The following is a 17,043-nucleotide window of genomic DNA, read 5'->3' on the forward strand; positions in this document are numbered from 1 at the left end:
GGCTGTGTCCGTATAGCCGCAACTTTAGTCCTCCGGCTTAAATCCAAAATTCAAAATCTAAAATTGATATGACTGAGCATATCGGCAAAGTATATCTTGTAGGCGCGGGGCCAGGAAATGTTGCTTACCTCACAGTGCAAGCGCAACAACTGCTCTGTGAGGCAGAAGTTTTAGTTTATGATGCTCTCATCGATGAGCAACTGTTGCAATTGGTGCCAGATGATTGCCAGAAGCTGGATATGGGCAAGCGGGGAGGAAAACCCAGCACACAGCAAGGAGAAATTAACCAACTCCTGGTAGAAAAATGTCAAGAAGGTAAAGCCGTTGTGCGGCTAAAGTCAGGCGATCCGTTTATTTTTGGGCGCTGTAGTTCCGAAATTCAAGCATTAATTGCCGCCCGATGTCCCTTTGAAATTGTGCCGGGAATTTCCTCGGCTTTAGCAGCACCTTTACTAGCAGGAATTCCGCTGACAGATCCGGTGATGAGTCGAGGTTTTGCCGTAGTCACAGCCCATGAACCAGAAGCCTTAGACTGGAAGACACTCTCCGGGATGCAGACGTTAGAAATATTGATGGGCGGACGCAATTTAGGTGAAATTGTCCATCAGTTGCAGCGATATGGGCGATCGCATTCTACACCAGTCGCCGTTATTCGTTGGGCGGGAACTGCTGAACAAAAAATCTGGATAGGGACTCTGGGCAATATTGTGGAGAAAACCAAGGGTGAATCTCTTTCTCCCACAGTAATTGTAATTGGGGAGGTAGTTGGTTTGAGAGAATATTTGCGATCGCCTGAAGAAAACACAAGGCGATCCCCCCAACCAAAAGGAAAAATTCCTAATTCCCAATCCCCAATCCCCAATCCCCAATCCCAAATTCCTATGTTTGGTAAAACTATCTTGGTGACGCGAGCAACCGGACAAGCAAATGAATTTTGCGATCGCTTGCAACAACAAGGCGCAACGGTAATCGAAATGCCTACTCTGGAAATTGTCCCGCCTTCCAGCTGGGAGGCTTTGGATAATGCGATCGCGCAAATTACTGACTACTCGTGGTTAATTCTCACTTCCACTAACGGCGTTGATTACTTCTTTGAACGCCTAGAAGCACAAAATAAAGATGCTCGTGCGTTAGCAGGGATAAAAATTGCTGTAGTCGGGAAGAAAACCGCCCAAAGTTTAAAACAGCGAGGCATCAACCCAGACTTTATTCCCCCAGACTTTGTGGCGGATTCCCTTGTAGAAAACTTTCCAGAAAATCTCTTCGAGAAAAAAGTTCTGTTTCCCAGAGTCGAAACAGGTGGAAGAGAAGTTTTAGTGTCGGAACTACGCTCTTTGGGTGCAGAAGTGGTAGAAGTGGCGGCATATCAGTCTCGGTGTCCAAAAGCGATTTCTCCCCAAGCTCTCCAGGCACTACAGCAGCAGCAAGTCGATATAATTACCTTTGCCAGTTCTAAAACTGTGCAACATTTTTGTCAATTAGTAGGCGAAATCGATGAATTACCGCTCCAAAATGTCTGTATCGCCTCAATTGGCCCCCAAACCTCAAAAACTTGTCAGGAGCTTTTGGGACGAGTGGATGTGGAAGCGCCAGAATATACTTTAGATGGGTTACTGGAAGCGATACTAGAGTGGACTACAACGTTAAGGAATAAGTCTTAAATAACTCTTAATCTTGCCACTGTTAAGGAAATTCTGTTAACTTTTGGGGTAGTCGTGCCACCTGCACAGAACACCTGAAGAAAGAAGCATGGAAATAGTATTATCTAATACAAAATATTAGTTTTTTCATCTTGCTCCTTCAGCGGTAAAGGTTTAGGGAGTGAACTAGCCTATGCGATCGCTTTTAAGATCGTTAAATGTTATCAGGGATACAGCAGCATCCAGGTTGGGGACGATGACGAGCCGACTGGGAACAGGTAACGCATACGCAACTTCACTGCGATCGCGCCTGCTGCTGCTGGTTCTGCTGGCTGTCATTCCGGCGTTTGGGCTGACGCTCTACACACACCTGGAAGATCGTCATCTGGAAAAAGTTGAAGCCAAGAAAAATGCCCTGCGGCTGAACAGGCTCGCTACCGACAATCAAGAGCGCTTAATTGAGAATACCCGCCAACTACTTACTGTACTGGCGCAACTTCCGGAAGTACGCCAGCAAGATGCCAAAGTGTGTAGTGAGTTTTTGGCTTCTCTGCGGCAAAAATATCCAGACTATGGCAATTTGGGTGTTGTAGAAGCCAATGGCGATGTATTTTGCAGCGCTCTTCCTTTTAAAAAGTCAATTAACTTAAAACATCGCCCGTGGTTTGTGCGGACTTTCAAAGAGCGCAATTTCGCTACTGGTGATTATCAAATTGGTCGGATTACAGGCAGACCAGGGCTGGTTTTCAGCTATCCTCTACTTGACGAGAAAAGACAAGTGACAGGGGTAGTTTATGCCGCCCTGGATTTGCGATCGCTAAGTCAATTAGTTAACACTTCCCATCTGCCGCCCGGATCGACTTTTACCGTTATTGACAGCAACGGGACAATTTTAGCCCGCTACCCCAACCCAGAAAAATGGATTGGGCAGTCTGCGCCAGAAGTACCGTTGGTCAAAACTATTCTCAAAACACAAAAGACAGGCACCGTTGAATCTGTTGGCTTGGATGGTATATCGCGCTTGTATGCCTTTGCGCCGCTTTCTGGTGTTTGTACAAATAGTAGCGATCGCTGTAACATTTACGTAACCATTGGCATTCCTAAAGCTGTTGCCTATGCTGAGGCTCAAGGAAGGCTGAAGAGAAACTTATTTACTTTAGGGTTAATTGCGGTATTCGTAGTCATTGCCACCTGGATAGGCAGCGACGTATTTATATTGCGGCGGGTAAAAGCGCTAATAAAGGCAACGCACCGCCTCGCCAAAGGCGATTTGAGCGTCCGAACTGGCTTGGCTTATGCTAGCGGAGAATTCAACCAGTTAGCTTATGCCTTTGACACGATGGCGGCATCGTTGGAAAACTCTTTTAAAGAACGCGAGTCAGCAGAAGCAGCTTTGCGAAAAAGTGAGAAAAAGTATCGTTCACTGGTTAATAGCCTGCCACAAGTGCTATTTCAAACCGATGAAGCTGGACATTGGACATTTCTCAATCCTGCGTGGACACAACTTACTGGCTTTACTATTGAAGAAAGCATTGGGAAGAATTTTTTAGATTATATTCATCCCGAAGAACGCGATCGCAACTTACAAGAATTTCTCTCCTTAATTTCACAGGCAAAAGAATCTTTTCACAATCAGGGAAGATATATCACCAAAGATGGTAGACATTGTTACCTGGAAGTAACTGCCCAATTAACTCTAGGTTCCGATGGTAGAATTAATGGCACCAGTGGCAGCCTTACCAACATCACCCAACGCAAAATCGCCGAGTCAGCTTTAAGGGAAAGTGAAGAACGCTGGCATCTAGCATTGCGCGGCAATAATGATGGAATTTGGGACTGGAATATCAAAACTAATCAAGTTTTCTTCTCAGCTAGATGGAAGGAAATGCTAGGTTATGAAAATGATGAAATTGCTAACCATTTTGATGAATGGATCGGTCGCTTACATCCAGATGATGTTGACTGGGTGCTACAGCTTTGCCAAGATCATTTGGATAAAAAAACACCATTTTACGTTGCCGAGTCTCGCCTAAGATGCAAAGATGGCACTTATAAATGGATTTTAAATCGCGGTCAGGCGCTGTGGGATGAAACAGGTAATCCCGTGCGGATGACTGGTTCGCACACAGATATAAGCGATCGCAAGCTTGCAGAAGCAGCACTTGCAGCCAGTGAAGCTAAATTCCGTTCGCTAATTCAAAATAGCTCAGACATCATCACTATTATTGATGCTGATGGCGTGATGCAGTATCAAAGTCCCTCTGTTGAGATAATTTTGGGATATAAACCAGAGAAATTAATCGGCAAGAGATGTTGTGATTTTGTTGATCCCGAAAAAATTAACTATATTAAAAATCATTTAGACAACTTAATTGAAAACCCCGGCTTAACCGTATCGATAGAATGCAGATATCAACATAAAAACGGAGCTTGGCGCTATTTATCATCGAGATGCACTAACCTTTTTGCTGACCCGGCTGTAGGTGGTATTGTTGTCAATTCTCGCGATATTACTGAACGCAAAAATGCTGAAGAAGCATTGCGAGAAAGTGAACAAAGATTCCGCAATATAGTCGAAAATACTAACGACTGGGTGTGGGAAAACGATATTAACAATGCCTATACTTACGTCAACCCGAAAGTAAAAGATATTCTGGGTTACGAGCCAGCCGAGATTCTGGGAAAGAGGCTTTTTGAGTTTATGGCACCGTCAGAGGCTGAGCGATTTGCTCAATTGATGGATTACTTTACCTCACTCAGACAACCGTTCTCGCAACTGGAAAAAACGCTACTTCACAAAGATGGTCATCAAGTTATACTCGGAACCAGCGGTTCTCCAGTTTTCGATCATCAAGGTGTTTTTCAAGGTTATCGCGGTATCGCTCGTGACATAACTCTTGCCAAGCAAGCAGAAGCGCTGATAGCCGGACAAAAACGTTTACTAGAAATGATTGCCACGGGAGTGCCACTCCTTCAGGTGATGGACGCTTTGGCGCAGTTTATCGAGGAACAGTCTGGTGAAGGCATTAGCTCGATCCTGCTTGTTGACAAAACTGGGACAAAATTGCTGAATGGAGCCGCTCCCAGTCTCCCAGACAGCTACAATCAGGCAATAAATGGAATAGCGATCGCTCCTAATGTTGGTTGCTGCGGTTCGGCGGCGCATTTTGGTAAACCAGTCATCGTTTCAGACATCGAAAACGATCCCCTGTGGACAGAATTTCGTGATTTGGCATTATCTCATGGATTGCGAAGCTGTTGGTCGATGCCAATATTTTCCACCAATGGCAAGATACTGGGGACTTTCGCCATGTATTACCGCAAAGTTCGCCCCCCCAGTGCCGACGATTTGCAACTGATCGCAGTCGCAACGCAAATGGCAGGAATTGCGATTGAGCGCCAGCAGTCTTTGGAGGCGTTGCGAGAAAGCGAAGCCCGGTTTAGGCGGTTGGCTGAGTCGAATATGTTTGGCGTATTTTTTGGGGATATTAACGGTAATATCGCCGAAGCTAACAACGCTTTTCTGTCGATGGTGGGCTACACGCGGGAGGATCTTCTCGCAGGTAGAGTGCATTGGGACGCATTGATCCCCCTAGAATGTCGCTCTCTAAATGAACGAGCGATCGCAGAAATTAGAAAGTCTGGCTCTTGTACCCCTTTCGAGCAAGAATACACTCGCAAAGATGGCAGTTGCGTCCCCATTCTATTCGCTATGGCACTTTTGGACGACTATACGGATCGGGTTGGCTGCTTTGCAGTTGACTTGACAGAGCGCAGACAGCTGGAAAAAGCCCTAGCCGAACTTTTGGTACTTGAGCAGCAGGCGCGTACAGACGCCCAAGCCAGCGAACAGCGCTATCGCCTTCTAGCAGACGCGATGCCGCAGATCGTCTGGACTGGACAGCCGGATGGCTTTCTAGATTACTACAACCAGCGCTGGTTTGACTATACAGGAATGACGCTGGAGGAAACTCAGGGGTGGGGATGGCAACCTGTGCTGCATCCGGACGACGTACAAAATTGTCTCGACACTTGGAATCATGCAGTGCAGACGGGCGAACCTTATAAAATTGAATATCGCTTCAAGAGAGCATCTGACGGAAAATATCGCTGGCACCTCGGTTGGGCGTTACCATTGCGCGATCGCAATGGCAATATTATCAAGTGGTTTGGGACTTCTACGGACATTGACGACCAGAAGCAGGCTGAGGAAGGATTGCGTCAGAGTGAGGAGCGCTATCGTTCTCTGGCACGCGCCACCACGCAAATAGTTTGGACTACCAACGGTCAAGGTGAGATGATTACCGAGCAAGCTGATTGGACAGCTTATACTGGTCAATCGGAAGCCGAGATCAAGGGCTGGGGGTGGCTAGAAGTCGTTCATCCCGACGAGCGCGATCGCGCTTCCCAAGAGTGGTCTCAAGCCATCCAAACCAAAAGTATCTATAACACCGAGTTTCGTCTGCGGGGTGCCGATGGTGATTATCGATACTTCAATGTCCGTGGCGTTCCCTTATTATCAGAAGAAGGTGAAATTCGCGAGTGGATTGGCACCTGCACCGATATTACAGAAAAAGTGCTTTCCCAAGAAGCAATTCGCCAGCTAAACGCCGAATTGGAAAAAAGAGTCATCGAACGCACCGCCCAATTAGAAGCAGCTAATAAAGAGCTAGAAGCTTTCTGCTATTCTGTCTCTCATGACTTGCGTAGTCCTCTGCGTGCCATCAACGGTTTCTCGCGGATCTTGCAGGAAGACTATAGCGATCAACTCGATCCGGAAGCCCAACGCTATCTGCAACTGGTGCAGGACAACGCCCAGAAAATGGGCGACTTAATAGATGATTTGCTTAGTTTCTCCCGGCTGTCGCGCCAACCACTAAGAAAACAGCCAGTAGCTATTCTCGACCTAGTGCGTCAGGTACTTGCAGAACTAGACCAAGAACAACAAAACCGTAATATTGAAATTACAATTGGCGAACTGCCCATTTGCCAGGGAGATCCAGCCTTACTCAAGCAAGTTTTTATCAACTTACTTTCCAACGCCTTCAAATTTACACGCGATCGCCAAATCGCCCAAATTGAAATTGGCTATAACGATCAGTCATTAACTAATACCCAAGAACTAATAACTAATCATGTTTATTTCATCAAAGATAACGGTGCAGGCTTTGATATGCGCTACGCCCATAAACTCTTTGGTGTCTTCCAGCGGCTACACCGTGCAGAAGAATATGAAGGAACCGGAGTAGGTTTAGCGATCGTACAACGCATCATCCACCGCCACGGCGGACGCATCTGGGCTGAATCAGCAGTCAACCAAGGTACAATTTTTTACTTTACCCTTACAGGTGCTAATGGCCACAATTGAGAACCCAAAGGAAATCTTGCTAGTCGAAGACAACCCTAACGATGTGGAACTCGCACTTTTGGCCCTGCGGAGAAACAAAATCTCCAATCACATCCACATCGCCCGCGACGGCGAGGAGGCGCTAAACTTCATTTTCCGTAAAGGCACCTTTGCAGACCGCAACCTCAACAACAACCCCAAACTGATTCTGCTTGACTTAAAACTCCCCAAAATTGATGGTTTAGAAGTTTTGCAGACCATCAAATCCGACCCCCAAACCCTTAAAATTCCAGTAGTAATACTTACCTCATCCTGTGAAGAGTGCGACATGGTGGATAGTTACCAACTTGGTGTCAACAGTTACATCGTTAAGCCTGTAGACTTTGAACAGTTCACTGAAGCTGTGAGGCAGTTGGGGTTGTACTGGCTAGTGTTGAACCAGTCGCCATTCTAAAAGTCAGGGCGTATACCATTTTCAAGGCAAAGATTTTGGATTATTAAAATCGAATACAGTACAAAATTTTAGAAATTGCCGATCCGACAAACCTAAAACCATATTGTACTGTCAGAAGCACAAAGGCTATAACGAGTGAAATCTTAACCATGAATTTGCATACATCACTTCAGAACTCAGACATCAGGCCGCAAACATCAAAACTCAGACATTCTTACTCTCAACAGAAGGTCATCATGTCAGTTCCACTGAAAGTTTTACTGCTTGAAGACTCACCAACCGATACTGAACTAACTCTGCACGAACTGCGTTGGGCTGGCTTTAAACCAGAGTGGCAGCGCGTAGATACAGAAGCCGACTACCTGGCCCAATTGCATCCCGATCTTGACTTGATTCTGGCTGATTACACCTTGCCTCAATTTGATGCTCTCAGGGCGCTGGAACTTTTGCGATCGCGCAATCTAGACATTCCCTTCATAGTCGTCACTGGCACAGTCAGCGAAGAAGTGGTAGTAGAGTGCATGAAACACGGCGCAGCTGATTATCTGCTGAAAGATAGATTAGTGCGACTGGGGGCGGCGGTATCGCAGGCGCTGCAAGCGAAACAAATGCGCGACCATAAGCGACAGACTGAGGCGGAAAAGACACGATTAATTGCATCCCTACAAGAAAGCGAACAACGATTTCGAGCATTAATCGAAAACGCCACCGATATTATTCTGATTGTTGATGAAAATGGTGTTTCACAATATGTTAGCCCTTCTGTTGAGCGAATTTTAGGATATTCACCAGCTAGGGTGGTTGGCAAAAGTGCTGTAAAGTTTGTTCACCCAGAGGATATAACTCTGGTTAATCAAACATTTGAGCGTGCTATGGAAAATCCCAGCGTTAGTCACCGACTACCTGAGTATCACGTTCGACATACCAACGGTTCTTGGTGCGTTTTTGAGGCTGTCACTACTAACTTACTCGACGATCCAGCAGTAGCTGGGATTGTAGTCAACTGCCACAATATTACTCACGCCAAGCTTGCCGAGGAACAGCTGCGATACCATGCTTTTTATGATTCCCTGTGTGGTTTGCCTAACCGGAAATTGTTTCTGGATCGTCTGGCAAGTCGCATAGAGCGTGGCAAAGAACACCCAGAGAGTTTATTTGCTGTCTTGTTTCTGGATTTGGATCGCTTTCAAATGGTCAAATACAGTATGGGACACTTGGTAGGCGACCAACTGCTGATTGCTACGGCTGGCAAGCTATCCAGCTGTCTGAGTGCCAGCGACACCCTAGCCCGGATGGGAAGAGACGAGTTTGCTATTCTGCTGGAGGATATTCACGATGTGGGTGATGCTATTCGCATTGCCCAGCAGATCCACCGGAAGTTGGGGGAGGCTTTTAAACTGAATGGGCGCGAGGTGTTCACAACTACCAGTATCGGAATTGCGCTGAGTAAAACTGAGATAAAAACATTAACAAGTGAGACACCAGGAAGTTCTTCGGCTTCCTCTTTCTCCTTGCTTAATCCTCATTACTGCATCCTCAGCGCTGATGATGACCAGCCTCAAGATTTACTGCGGGCGGCGGATACGGCGATGTATTACGCCAAGGTACAGGGCAGGGCAGGTTATGCTGTGTTCGATCCGGTGATGCACACTCGTGCGGTGGATCGTTTGCAGTTAGAGACGGATCTGCGACGAGCGATCGCTACCCATGAATTTCAACTTTACTATCAGCCAATTGTTGCCCTATCTACAGGCAAAATTAGTGGTTTTGAGGCTCTTGTACGCTGGTTTCACCCGACGAGGGGCATGGTTTCTCCATCTGAGTTTATTCCAGTGGCAGAAGATACTGGTCTGATCGTCCCCATTGGTGCGTTGGTACTTCAGGAAGCCTGCCGTCAGTTGCGTGTTTGGCAGCTGAAATATCCCGATTTTACGGATGATTTAACTATCAGTGTAAATCTTTCTAGTGTCCAATTTAGGCAACCAGGTTTAATTGAGCAAATTGACGAAATTTTGCAGGAAACTGGTCTAGATCCTAGTTTCTTGAAGTTGGAAATCACCGAAAGTACCATCATGGAAAATGCCGATTCTGCTAAAGCTTTGCTTGAGCAATTGAAGGCAAGGAATATTCTGTTATGTATTGATGACTTTGGTACAGGCTATTCTTCATTGAGTTATTTGCACCGCTGGCCTATCGATACTTTGAAGATTGACCGCTCTTTTGTGAATGGTATCGGCATTGAGGCTCACAGTCGGGAGATTATCTGGACAATTGTAACCCTGGCTGGCAATCTGGGTATGGAAGTGGTTGCAGAAGGTGTGGAAACTGAGCAGCAGTTGACTCAGTTGCGACTATTGAAACGGGAATGCCATTATGGGCAGGGATATTTGTTTTCTCGACCAGTGGATAGCGAGGCGGCTGTGAAGTTGTTTGCGTCAGAGTTGCGATGGTAAAACAATTAAAAATTCTCGTTTTTAGTCAGAAACTGGGAAGACAATTCTGGGAATGGCTAAGAAGAAATGAGGCTCTAGCGTCATGCTCCGGCATTCCCAGTCAGAGATTGGGAACGAGAGTATAACTAATGAATAATGATGATGAACGGCGGATTATTGGTTTAACTGGTGGCATCGGGACTGGTAAAACTACTGTCTCAAATTACCTTGCCAGTGTCTACAATTTGCAGATTTTGGATGCAGATGTTTATGCAAGAGATGCGGTAAAAGTTGGTTCGACGATACTGAATCTGATTGTTGAGCGCTACGGTTCAGATATACTGCTACCGGATGGAACCTTAGATCGCGGGCAGTTGGGTAATGTTGTTTTTAACAACTTTGGGGAACGTCGGTGGCTAGAACAACAGATTCATCCTTTTGTGCGCGATCGCATTGTCGAGGCAATTGATAATTTTAATCTACATCCCACGGTGGTATTAGTGGTGCCTTTGCTGTTTGAAGCTGGAATGACTGATCTGTGTACAGAAGTGTGGGTTGTAAGCTGTTCGCAACAACAGCAGATTCAGAGATTGATTAAACGCGATCGCTTAACTTTTGAACAAGCGCAAGCTAGAATAAACAGCCAGATGCCAATAGACCAGAAGTGTGCCAAGGCTGATGTCGTTCTTGACAACTCCTCGACTTTAGAATTTCTGCTCCAACAGGTAGACGCAGCCATAAAAAGTTTTGAGTGTTGAGTTATAGCGTTCCTCAACAGTGGATTTTTAGCTATTGACAGGCTTATTCAATACTTGGGCAGCTTTAGTGCAACGCGAGTGCCAGGCAATGCCCCTACCGCCAACCAAAATCAACGTTACAGAATTTTCTCTGACAGGGTTGTCACCCCGTCAGATTCGGCTCCCTCCCCGTTTCGGGGAGGGTTGGGGAGGGGTTGTTACTAGCTTCGGAGTTCGTTGAGTTTGGCTCTTAGTGTCTCTATTCTTTTACGGTTCACGCCTAAATCTGACTGTCCCAGCCGGGAAGCTGAACGGACGTGGATGGTTTTTGCGGCATCATCGACATAGAATTCCACATCATCGACAAACCCCATAAGTTTGGTGGTGAATTCCGCGTAGAGGTAATTGTCGGTTTCGGCGACAATTTTGGTTTTAGGGAGAGACTGGATAACTGTCTTGAGATCAGTGATCGCTTGTGCGGCGCTAGAGTTGTAGGTAAGAGGCTCGATTTTATGCTCGCTATCCTGGCTTTGGCTGTTGACACAGTTGGGCGTACTAGGACATGGCGCTAGTTTTCCTGACTGTACACCTAGATTTGTGGGTCGTTTTCCGGCAAACACGGTCATTCCTCCTAAAAAAGTAGTTCCCCCTATGAAACAGATAGCTGCTAAACATAAGGATATGAAGATTACAGGCCAACGTGACTTACTGGGGCTGACATCCATGAATGAATTTTCTCTCAATTCGTTACTAGAAGACCTGAAAAACCCTGATGAAAAGGTGCGCTATGAGGCTACGGCTGAGCTTTGGCGCATTTGGTTTTATCAAAAGGGAGTAGCGGGTTTTGAAATTTTACAGCGATCGCAGGCATTACTTGAAGCAGGAGAGATTGCCAAAGCCGAAGAGTTACTTAGAGAAATCATCGCAGCTCAACCTGATTTTGCCGAAGCTTGGAATAGACGAGCCGTACTTTACTATATTCTCAGGGATTATAAAAAAGCTCTTAACGACTGTCAAATGGCTGTCGAGCTAATTCCATTTCACTTTGGCGCACTGCATGGTATGGGGTTGTGTTATCTCGCACTGGAAGAATACACTGCTGCTATCGTAGCTTTTAGACAAGCTTTGGAAATTCAGCCTTATGCGCTAGAGAATCAACGGTTAATTTTAGAGTGTACAGCAAAATTGAGTTAATGCGATCGCTTCATTTTCATCCCTGGGGACGGTTGACACGAATCAATTTACCTGCAAAAGTTTCTTCAGCAGAAATAGCCTCATTAATGCGCGTTGCCATTCTTTCCCTATCCCGGTCATCTTTGCAAGCAATAATGCCAAAATGTTCTGGTTGTAAGCGGTGAAGTCTGAAGAAATCATCCCGATTTAAAGTCAAAATTGCCCGTTCTTCATTTACGGCAAATGCTAACACTTCCTCGTCAGGAATCTGAAGATTTGCCTTTCCTGCTTCCTGTACTGTCAGAACGTCGTGACCTAAATCTCGTAGGAATTCCACTACCCTCCTTGGAAATTATTCGTCTGCATAAAGACGCGCCATCAATTAATCTTCCTCGTTCATTCTGATTGCTATTTCAATCTCTTGAGGATATGCTTTAGCATAAGCCCAAGCGTTTGCTAAGTCAGCAGCAGATATTGGATAGTCATATAATAGTTGTGCTTCGCTAATACCCAAACCACGAGCATTTACAAGTACCCAAACAGGAATACGAGTTTTGGCAATACAAGCATCGCCTCCACACACGCCGGGAGTCTTTTCAATTCCTTTCCAAGTATTGCTTAAACTTTCGGCTAATAACTGGATCGCCTGAGCTTTTTCTGCGGGAGTTAATGAAAGTAGTTGTTTTTCTAATTCTTTTAATGTCATAGTTAATCTGGTAATTGTGAATGCGATCGCTTGATTTTTATCTCTGGGGACGGTTGACACCAATCAATTTAGCTGTCAAAGTTTCTTCAGCAGAAATAGCATCATTAATGCGCGTCGCCAGCCTCTCCAAGTTTTTATCATCTGTGCATACAATAATGCCAGCATGGTCGGGTTGTTGAATATGTAGTCGGATAAAATCACGACGATTTTGTGATAGAACTGCGCGAACGTTACTCACTGCAAAAGCTAATACTTCTGGGTCAGAAAATCCAGCATTTCCTGCTTCTTGAACTGTCAAGACATCATGCCCCAAAGTTCTTAATAATTCCACAACTTGCAATGGGAATTGTTCATCGGCATAGAGACTTGCCATAGATTATGCTTCTTCTTGCATTGCTTCGTCTTGCTCTCGCAGTGCTGTTTCAATTTCCTCTGGGTGTGCATCAGCATAAGCCCAAACATTCACCAAGTCGGCTGCACTAATATGCGGATAAAATTTTAGCAGTTGAGCATCACTTGCACCTTGACGACGCAAACTCACGAACAGCCAAACTGGAAGGCGAGTTTTGGAGATGCAGGCATCTCCACCCATTACACCAGGCGTTTTTGTAATACCTAGCGAACCGTTGCTCAAAGTTTTAGTTAATATTTGTATGGCTTCAGCCTTTTCCGTTGGAGTTAGGGCTTCGAGTTGTGCTTCTAATTCTTTGACTGTCATATTAAATATGAAGTTTGTGTTAAGTAATCTTTCTATTACATTTTAGGGCGCATATCCTTGCCCTGACCTCATCTAAAAAGGGCGAATATAATTCGCATATTCTCACACTAAACCCGCCTACGCAGGTTTCAAAATTTGGCGCAGGCGGGCTTTGTTCGTTTTGCAACTTTCGACTATTAACTTTGTGGAACCGCAGGCGGTGTCACAGAAACCGTCCCACTTCCGGGGGAATTCTTCCCTTTCAAGTAGAATCCCGCCACCACTAACAAAATAATAACCAGCGTGCCAATTCCAAGGGGGTTAGGAAGCCAGAACACAGCTTCGATGTGGTTTACCTCGCCTGGATTCAGCTTCCAAACCAGTTCATGCCCTTTATCGGAGACAACTGGAGCGATCGCAGTGGTAGAGTTATCAACACTCTTAGCACCCCAAGGAGTTTTCAAGCTAAAGTCCAAATCAAACAGCGAACCGGGACTAACTATAACGTTACCGTCAGTAGAGAGAACACCGAGCGATCGCAAATCTAAATCGTAACTCAAACGATTTCGCACCCAGAAAATAAAATTACCCTGAGTCAAACTCAAATTAGACTTAATAGTTGGTAAATCCGTCGCGGGTTGGGAACCCTTCTTCACCGGAGGATTAAAAAACTCATTAAACTTCTCCTCCAACTCCCGACCGCTAGCAAACGGAACCGTCAGAATAACTTCCTCTTTCGAGATGCGCTTAACTTTCCCAGAAAGTTGCTTTGCGCGACTCTGAAGACTATTTAACCAATCCTGCGCCTGTTCGCTGCTAAAAGCAGTCAGCTGTTCCCGCAACTTAATATGCTGTACAATCTCCCCTTTATTCGGACTCTCGAAATTCACCCCAGCATCATACTGAACGCAACCCGAAAGCAAAAGCACCGCCAATAGCGTCACCCAGAGAACCCGCATCCTCGCCAACACATCGCCAAATTCCAACACAGCTAACCTCACTCTTTCTCCTCCTTGCTCTTTGTTCTCTTCGCGTCCTTCCTTGTCTTTGCGCTTCATTTACCCATGTCGCGCCGCCACACCCAAACCTTCAAACAACATACAAGGCAAATAACTACCGCCGCCAACCCATTCAGGCGTATCTCCTAAATGCACCAAATTTTTAAAAGCCTCAAAAATACTACCAGCCACCATAGTATTCTTCACCCGACCGACAATTTTGCCTTTTTCCACCTTGTAACCTAAATCCAGGTTTACCGAGAACTCTCCGGCTAGTTGATTCGACTGTCCAGCACCCAAAACCTGATCCACAATTACCCCTTCATCCATACTGGCAATTAAATCAGCCGTAGAAGTCTTACCAGGAGCAAAACACAGATTTACCAAATCCGGGCTAGGACGAGACAAACCACCCCGGAAACCGTTCCCAGTAGACTCGCAACCAGCCCGTGCAGCCCAACGACGATCCCAATAAAAGCCGCGTACAGTGCCTTGTTCGATAAACACCTTGCGGCTGGTGGGCGTACCTTCATCGTCAAAGGCGCAGGCAGAAGCTCCGATGGTGGGGTCTTCAAATAACGTTAAACCCTCGTCAAATAGCTTCTCGCCCAGTTTAGCTGCCAATGGAGAGGCTTTTTGGACAACGGATTGACCGGAGAGAACCGTTTTAAATAAGCGTCCGATGGCACCTGCGGCGGCTCTGGGGTTGAACAAGACAGGGAAAGATCCACTTTCAATTGTGGCTGGCTGTTCTGCTAGAGCATACTTTTGCAACAAATCTTCCAGAAGACGGTTATAGTCGGGAACGCGATCGCGGGCGACATCGAAGCTGTAAATTTGGAGAAAATCTTCCCCGCGTACTAAGTTACCCGAAAGGCTGGCGCTGACAATTTGGCTGCTGCGTTCGGCGTAGACATCAGAACTGGTAGCAATTTTAATGTTCCCTTTCCGGACGTGGAAGCCAACATCTACCAGGATATCGGGATTATAGTCGTGGATTTGGGCAATTAAGCGATCGCCTACTTCCACTAATTCTTCAGTTGCTGGTGGTGTGTAGGTTGTTGCTGCTGCTGTCACCTGCATTACGCTGGCAAAATCAAACTCAGATGGATCGCCAATTTCCGACGTTTGCACGGCAGCATCTACCAAATCTTCCAGCCGCGTCAAGTCTGTGGAACTGGCAAAACCCAACTTACCCTTATGCAGCACCCGCAGCGCTACCCCTCTCATGGCTTTGGTTTGCAGAGATTTTAAACGATTGTTTTCAAACTCAACTGGTGTGTCAGAGCTTGATAGATAGTAAACTTCAGCGGCATCGGTTCGCCCCTTTGCCAATTTCAGAATTTGCTCCACCGTCGCATCAGTCACCATCTCAGTTCCTCCAGCTTCACCCATAATCATCTTAAATTAAACCCACACGCTCGAAGCGTGTGGCTACACAGACAAAGCTCGCGTTGCGCGGGCTTCGTTTGTTCGCCCTTGACTTTAGTCGTCAGGCGTTTTTACTTCTAGTTATTCTAGTAGGTATAGATTAATTTTTATTTCACGGAATGGCTAATTCAACTCGATTGGAAAACCAAGATATTAAATTTGGCATTTTAGACCAAGCACAACAAAAGGCGATATATACTCTTGCTTTATCTAAAGCCCACTTTAGTACAGCAACAGTTTGGGGTTATGTGCAATTTATAGTAGGAATACCGAATACTATTCTTTCTGCTATTGCTGGAGCCTCAGCTTTATCACAATGGCAAGATAGTAATATGCTGGCTGGAATGTTATCAATTTTAGTAGCAATACTGACGGCGATATCAACTTTCTTAGATCCAAGCGATCGCGCAAAAGCTCATTGGCACGCGGGAAATCAGTTTCAGCTACTTAACGATAAGTTTCAAATATTTATAGATTTTGATGCGATCGCTGGGAGTTCTCCTCAAGAGCTTAAACAAAAGCTAGATATACTAATAGATGAATTTTATAAAGCCAGAAAGGAAAATCCTGTAACTCCTTACTGGTCATGGAAAAAAGGTTTAAAAGAAGCTAAACAAGAGCAGCGTCAAGTGTAGATTGTAGAGACGCGATTTCTCGCGTCCGTGAAAAATACGCTCCAAAGGAGGTTTACAAACTCCACCAAGCTAAGGAACCCAACGTCAAAATGATAGCAATCAGGGCAACCCAGATAAAACGATTGTCTTGGGTATTCACTTTGCTCAAGTTAACTGGTTCCAGTTCTGGTTCTGGACGCTTACGGGGGGTAGTATTGGCAGGCTTAACATTGCTAGCGCCCCGAAATTCTGCCTGACTCTCAGCCAGTGCAGTTAAGTCGGGAATCTCACTCAACCATTCTGGACGCCTACTTAATTGGGGAGCTTCCATAATGTAGAGTAGGCGACGGCTTTGCTTGCTGATTTCTGGATCGGGATGATGAAACAGCTGTTTCAACAAAGCGATCGCTTCCGTCCTTTGTCCAGCAGCCTCATAAGCCGTCACCAGCCAAATCTGCACTTCTCCCCCCAGTCGAGAGTTACGAGCCACAAGGCTACTCGCCTTTTCCAAATGCTGCACTGACTGGCGGTATTCGCCACCCTCAAATGCCGTTTTGCCAGCCTGGTACTGGGTTTTAATGATATCTCGGTTTTCTGAATTCACTTTGCCGATGTCATCTGGAGTGAACTTTTTTTCAGTTTTGTCGTCAACGCCGACAGCCCCTTTAAATTTTAGCGAAGCAGGGTGGTTTCAATGTCAACAGAGAAAAATGAGGATGGGTTGATAAACCATATTCAACCATCAACCCATGACCCTCATAGATCAATTAAAAACCATTGCAGACCCCCGTAGTCCAAGAGGAAAACGGCATCC

At 45.8% G+C, this 17,043-nt stretch carries 14 protein-coding genes and 1 pseudogene; 7 read left to right on the forward strand and 8 right to left on the reverse strand.

All coding sequences use genetic code 11. From position 1 onward, the window contains the following. Positions 1-68 precede the first annotated feature (68 nt). The 5 genes from cobA to coaE all read left to right on the forward strand — a co-directional run bounded on the left by cobA (position 69) and on the right by coaE (position 10,631). The gene (cobA, locus tag H6F74_RS12130; RefSeq protein ID WP_190441182.1) at positions 69-1,661 is read left to right on the forward strand and encodes a uroporphyrinogen-III C-methyltransferase; all 1,593 of its coding nucleotides are present in this window, start codon (positions 69-71) and stop codon (positions 1,659-1,661) included. A 235-nt stretch (positions 1,662-1,896) separates the two neighbouring features. Further along, entirely contained in the window at positions 1,897-7,008 is a 5,112-nt protein-coding gene (locus H6F74_RS12135) for a PAS domain S-box protein (protein WP_190441184.1), read from the forward strand. Then, complete coding sequence (locus H6F74_RS12140) at positions 6,995-7,441, forward strand: response regulator (RefSeq protein WP_190441186.1); 447 nt, start codon at positions 6,995-6,997, stop codon at positions 7,439-7,441. The genes H6F74_RS12135 and H6F74_RS12140 overlap by 14 nt, the downstream gene beginning before the upstream one ends. Before the next feature lie 236 nt (positions 7,442-7,677). Next, positions 7,678-9,894 carry an EAL domain-containing protein gene (locus tag H6F74_RS12145; RefSeq protein WP_190441188.1) on the forward strand — a complete coding sequence of 739 codons (2,217 nt, stop codon included), beginning with the start codon at positions 7,678-7,680 and terminating at the stop codon, positions 9,892-9,894. 128 nt (positions 9,895-10,022) lie between these two features. After that, entirely contained in the window at positions 10,023-10,631 is a 609-nt protein-coding gene (gene coaE, locus H6F74_RS12150) for a dephospho-CoA kinase (RefSeq protein ID WP_190441190.1), read from the forward strand. A 200-nt stretch (positions 10,632-10,831) separates the two neighbouring features. On the opposite strand, the gene H6F74_RS12155 is transcribed toward coaE, so the two are convergent. Continuing rightward, on the reverse strand, positions 10,832-11,236 hold the full coding sequence (locus tag H6F74_RS12155) for a DUF1499 domain-containing protein (RefSeq protein WP_190441193.1): 405 nt from the start codon (positions 11,234-11,236) through the stop codon (positions 10,832-10,834). A 97-nt stretch (positions 11,237-11,333) separates the two neighbouring features. Between H6F74_RS12155 and H6F74_RS12160 the strand changes: the two genes are divergently transcribed. Then, positions 11,334-11,804 (forward strand): tetratricopeptide repeat protein, encoded by a 471-nt coding sequence (locus H6F74_RS12160; RefSeq protein ID WP_190441245.1) that lies wholly within the window; start codon positions 11,334-11,336, stop codon positions 11,802-11,804. 16 nt (positions 11,805-11,820) lie between these two features. Here H6F74_RS12160 and H6F74_RS12165 read toward each other — a convergent pair. The 6 genes and pseudogenes from H6F74_RS12165 to H6F74_RS12190 all read right to left on the reverse strand — a co-directional run bounded on the left by H6F74_RS12165 (position 11,821) and on the right by H6F74_RS12190 (position 15,552). Beyond that, positions 11,821-12,162 (reverse strand): annotated as a pseudogene (locus H6F74_RS12165) (DUF5615 family PIN-like protein). Between the two features lie 3 nt (positions 12,163-12,165). Next, positions 12,166-12,489: a DUF433 domain-containing protein gene (locus tag H6F74_RS12170; RefSeq protein ID WP_190441196.1), complete on the reverse strand. Its 324-nt coding sequence runs from the start codon at positions 12,487-12,489 to the stop codon at positions 12,166-12,168. A 37-nt stretch (positions 12,490-12,526) separates the two neighbouring features. After that, the gene (locus H6F74_RS12175) at positions 12,527-12,862 is read right to left on the reverse strand and encodes a DUF5615 family PIN-like protein (protein WP_190441198.1); all 336 of its coding nucleotides are present in this window, start codon (positions 12,860-12,862) and stop codon (positions 12,527-12,529) included. Between the two features lie 3 nt (positions 12,863-12,865). Then, complete coding sequence (locus H6F74_RS12180) at positions 12,866-13,207, reverse strand: DUF433 domain-containing protein (RefSeq protein WP_190441200.1); 342 nt, start codon at positions 13,205-13,207, stop codon at positions 12,866-12,868. Positions 13,208-13,383: 176 nt separating this feature from the next. Further along, positions 13,384-14,244 (reverse strand): DUF3153 domain-containing protein, encoded by an 861-nt coding sequence (locus H6F74_RS12185; protein ID WP_190441203.1) that lies wholly within the window; start codon positions 14,242-14,244, stop codon positions 13,384-13,386. Next, positions 14,245-15,552: a metallopeptidase TldD-related protein gene (locus H6F74_RS12190; RefSeq protein ID WP_190441246.1), complete on the reverse strand. Its 1,308-nt coding sequence runs from the start codon at positions 15,550-15,552 to the stop codon at positions 14,245-14,247. 200 nt (positions 15,553-15,752) lie between these two features. On the opposite strand from H6F74_RS12190, the gene H6F74_RS12195 reads away from it, so the two are divergent. Further along, positions 15,753-16,250 (forward strand): SLATT domain-containing protein, encoded by a 498-nt coding sequence (locus H6F74_RS12195; RefSeq protein ID WP_190441207.1) that lies wholly within the window; start codon positions 15,753-15,755, stop codon positions 16,248-16,250. A 52-nt stretch (positions 16,251-16,302) separates the two neighbouring features. On the opposite strand, the gene H6F74_RS12200 is transcribed toward H6F74_RS12195, so the two are convergent. Beyond that, positions 16,303-16,833, reverse strand: a complete 531-nt coding sequence (locus tag H6F74_RS12200) for a hypothetical protein (RefSeq protein ID WP_190441211.1) — start codon at positions 16,831-16,833, stop codon at positions 16,303-16,305. Positions 16,834-17,043 lie beyond the last annotated feature (210 nt).

This window comes from Trichocoleus sp. FACHB-90 (genome assembly GCF_014695505.1).
Lineage (GTDB): Bacteria > Cyanobacteriota > Cyanobacteriia > Cyanobacteriales > FACHB-T130 > Funiculus > Funiculus sociatus.

Bases quoted from the DNA above. Each gene is read 5' to 3' on its own strand.
- H6F74_RS12145 (WP_190441188.1), top strand. From the start codon at position 7,678: ATGTCAGTTCCACTGAAAGTTTTACTGCTTGAAGACTCACCAACCGAT.
- H6F74_RS12170 (WP_190441196.1), bottom strand. From the start codon at position 12,489: ATGACATTAAAAGAATTAGAAAAACAACTACTTTCATTAACTCCCGCA.
- cobA (WP_190441182.1), top strand. From the start codon at position 69: ATGACTGAGCATATCGGCAAAGTATATCTTGTAGGCGCGGGGCCAGGA.
- H6F74_RS12155 (WP_190441193.1), bottom strand. From the start codon at position 11,236: ATGACCGTGTTTGCCGGAAAACGACCCACAAATCTAGGTGTACAGTCA.
- coaE (WP_190441190.1), top strand. From the start codon at position 10,023: ATGAATAATGATGATGAACGGCGGATTATTGGTTTAACTGGTGGCATC.
- H6F74_RS12180 (WP_190441200.1), bottom strand. From the start codon at position 13,207: ATGACAGTCAAAGAATTAGAAGCACAACTCGAAGCCCTAACTCCAACG.
- H6F74_RS12175 (WP_190441198.1), bottom strand. From the start codon at position 12,862: ATGGCAAGTCTCTATGCCGATGAACAATTCCCATTGCAAGTTGTGGAA.
- H6F74_RS12160 (WP_190441245.1), top strand. From the start codon at position 11,334: ATGAATGAATTTTCTCTCAATTCGTTACTAGAAGACCTGAAAAACCCT.
- H6F74_RS12135 (WP_190441184.1), top strand. From the start codon at position 1,897: ATGACGAGCCGACTGGGAACAGGTAACGCATACGCAACTTCACTGCGA.
- H6F74_RS12140 (WP_190441186.1), top strand. From the start codon at position 6,995: ATGGCCACAATTGAGAACCCAAAGGAAATCTTGCTAGTCGAAGACAAC.
- H6F74_RS12185 (WP_190441203.1), bottom strand. From the start codon at position 14,244: ATGAAGCGCAAAGACAAGGAAGGACGCGAAGAGAACAAAGAGCAAGGA.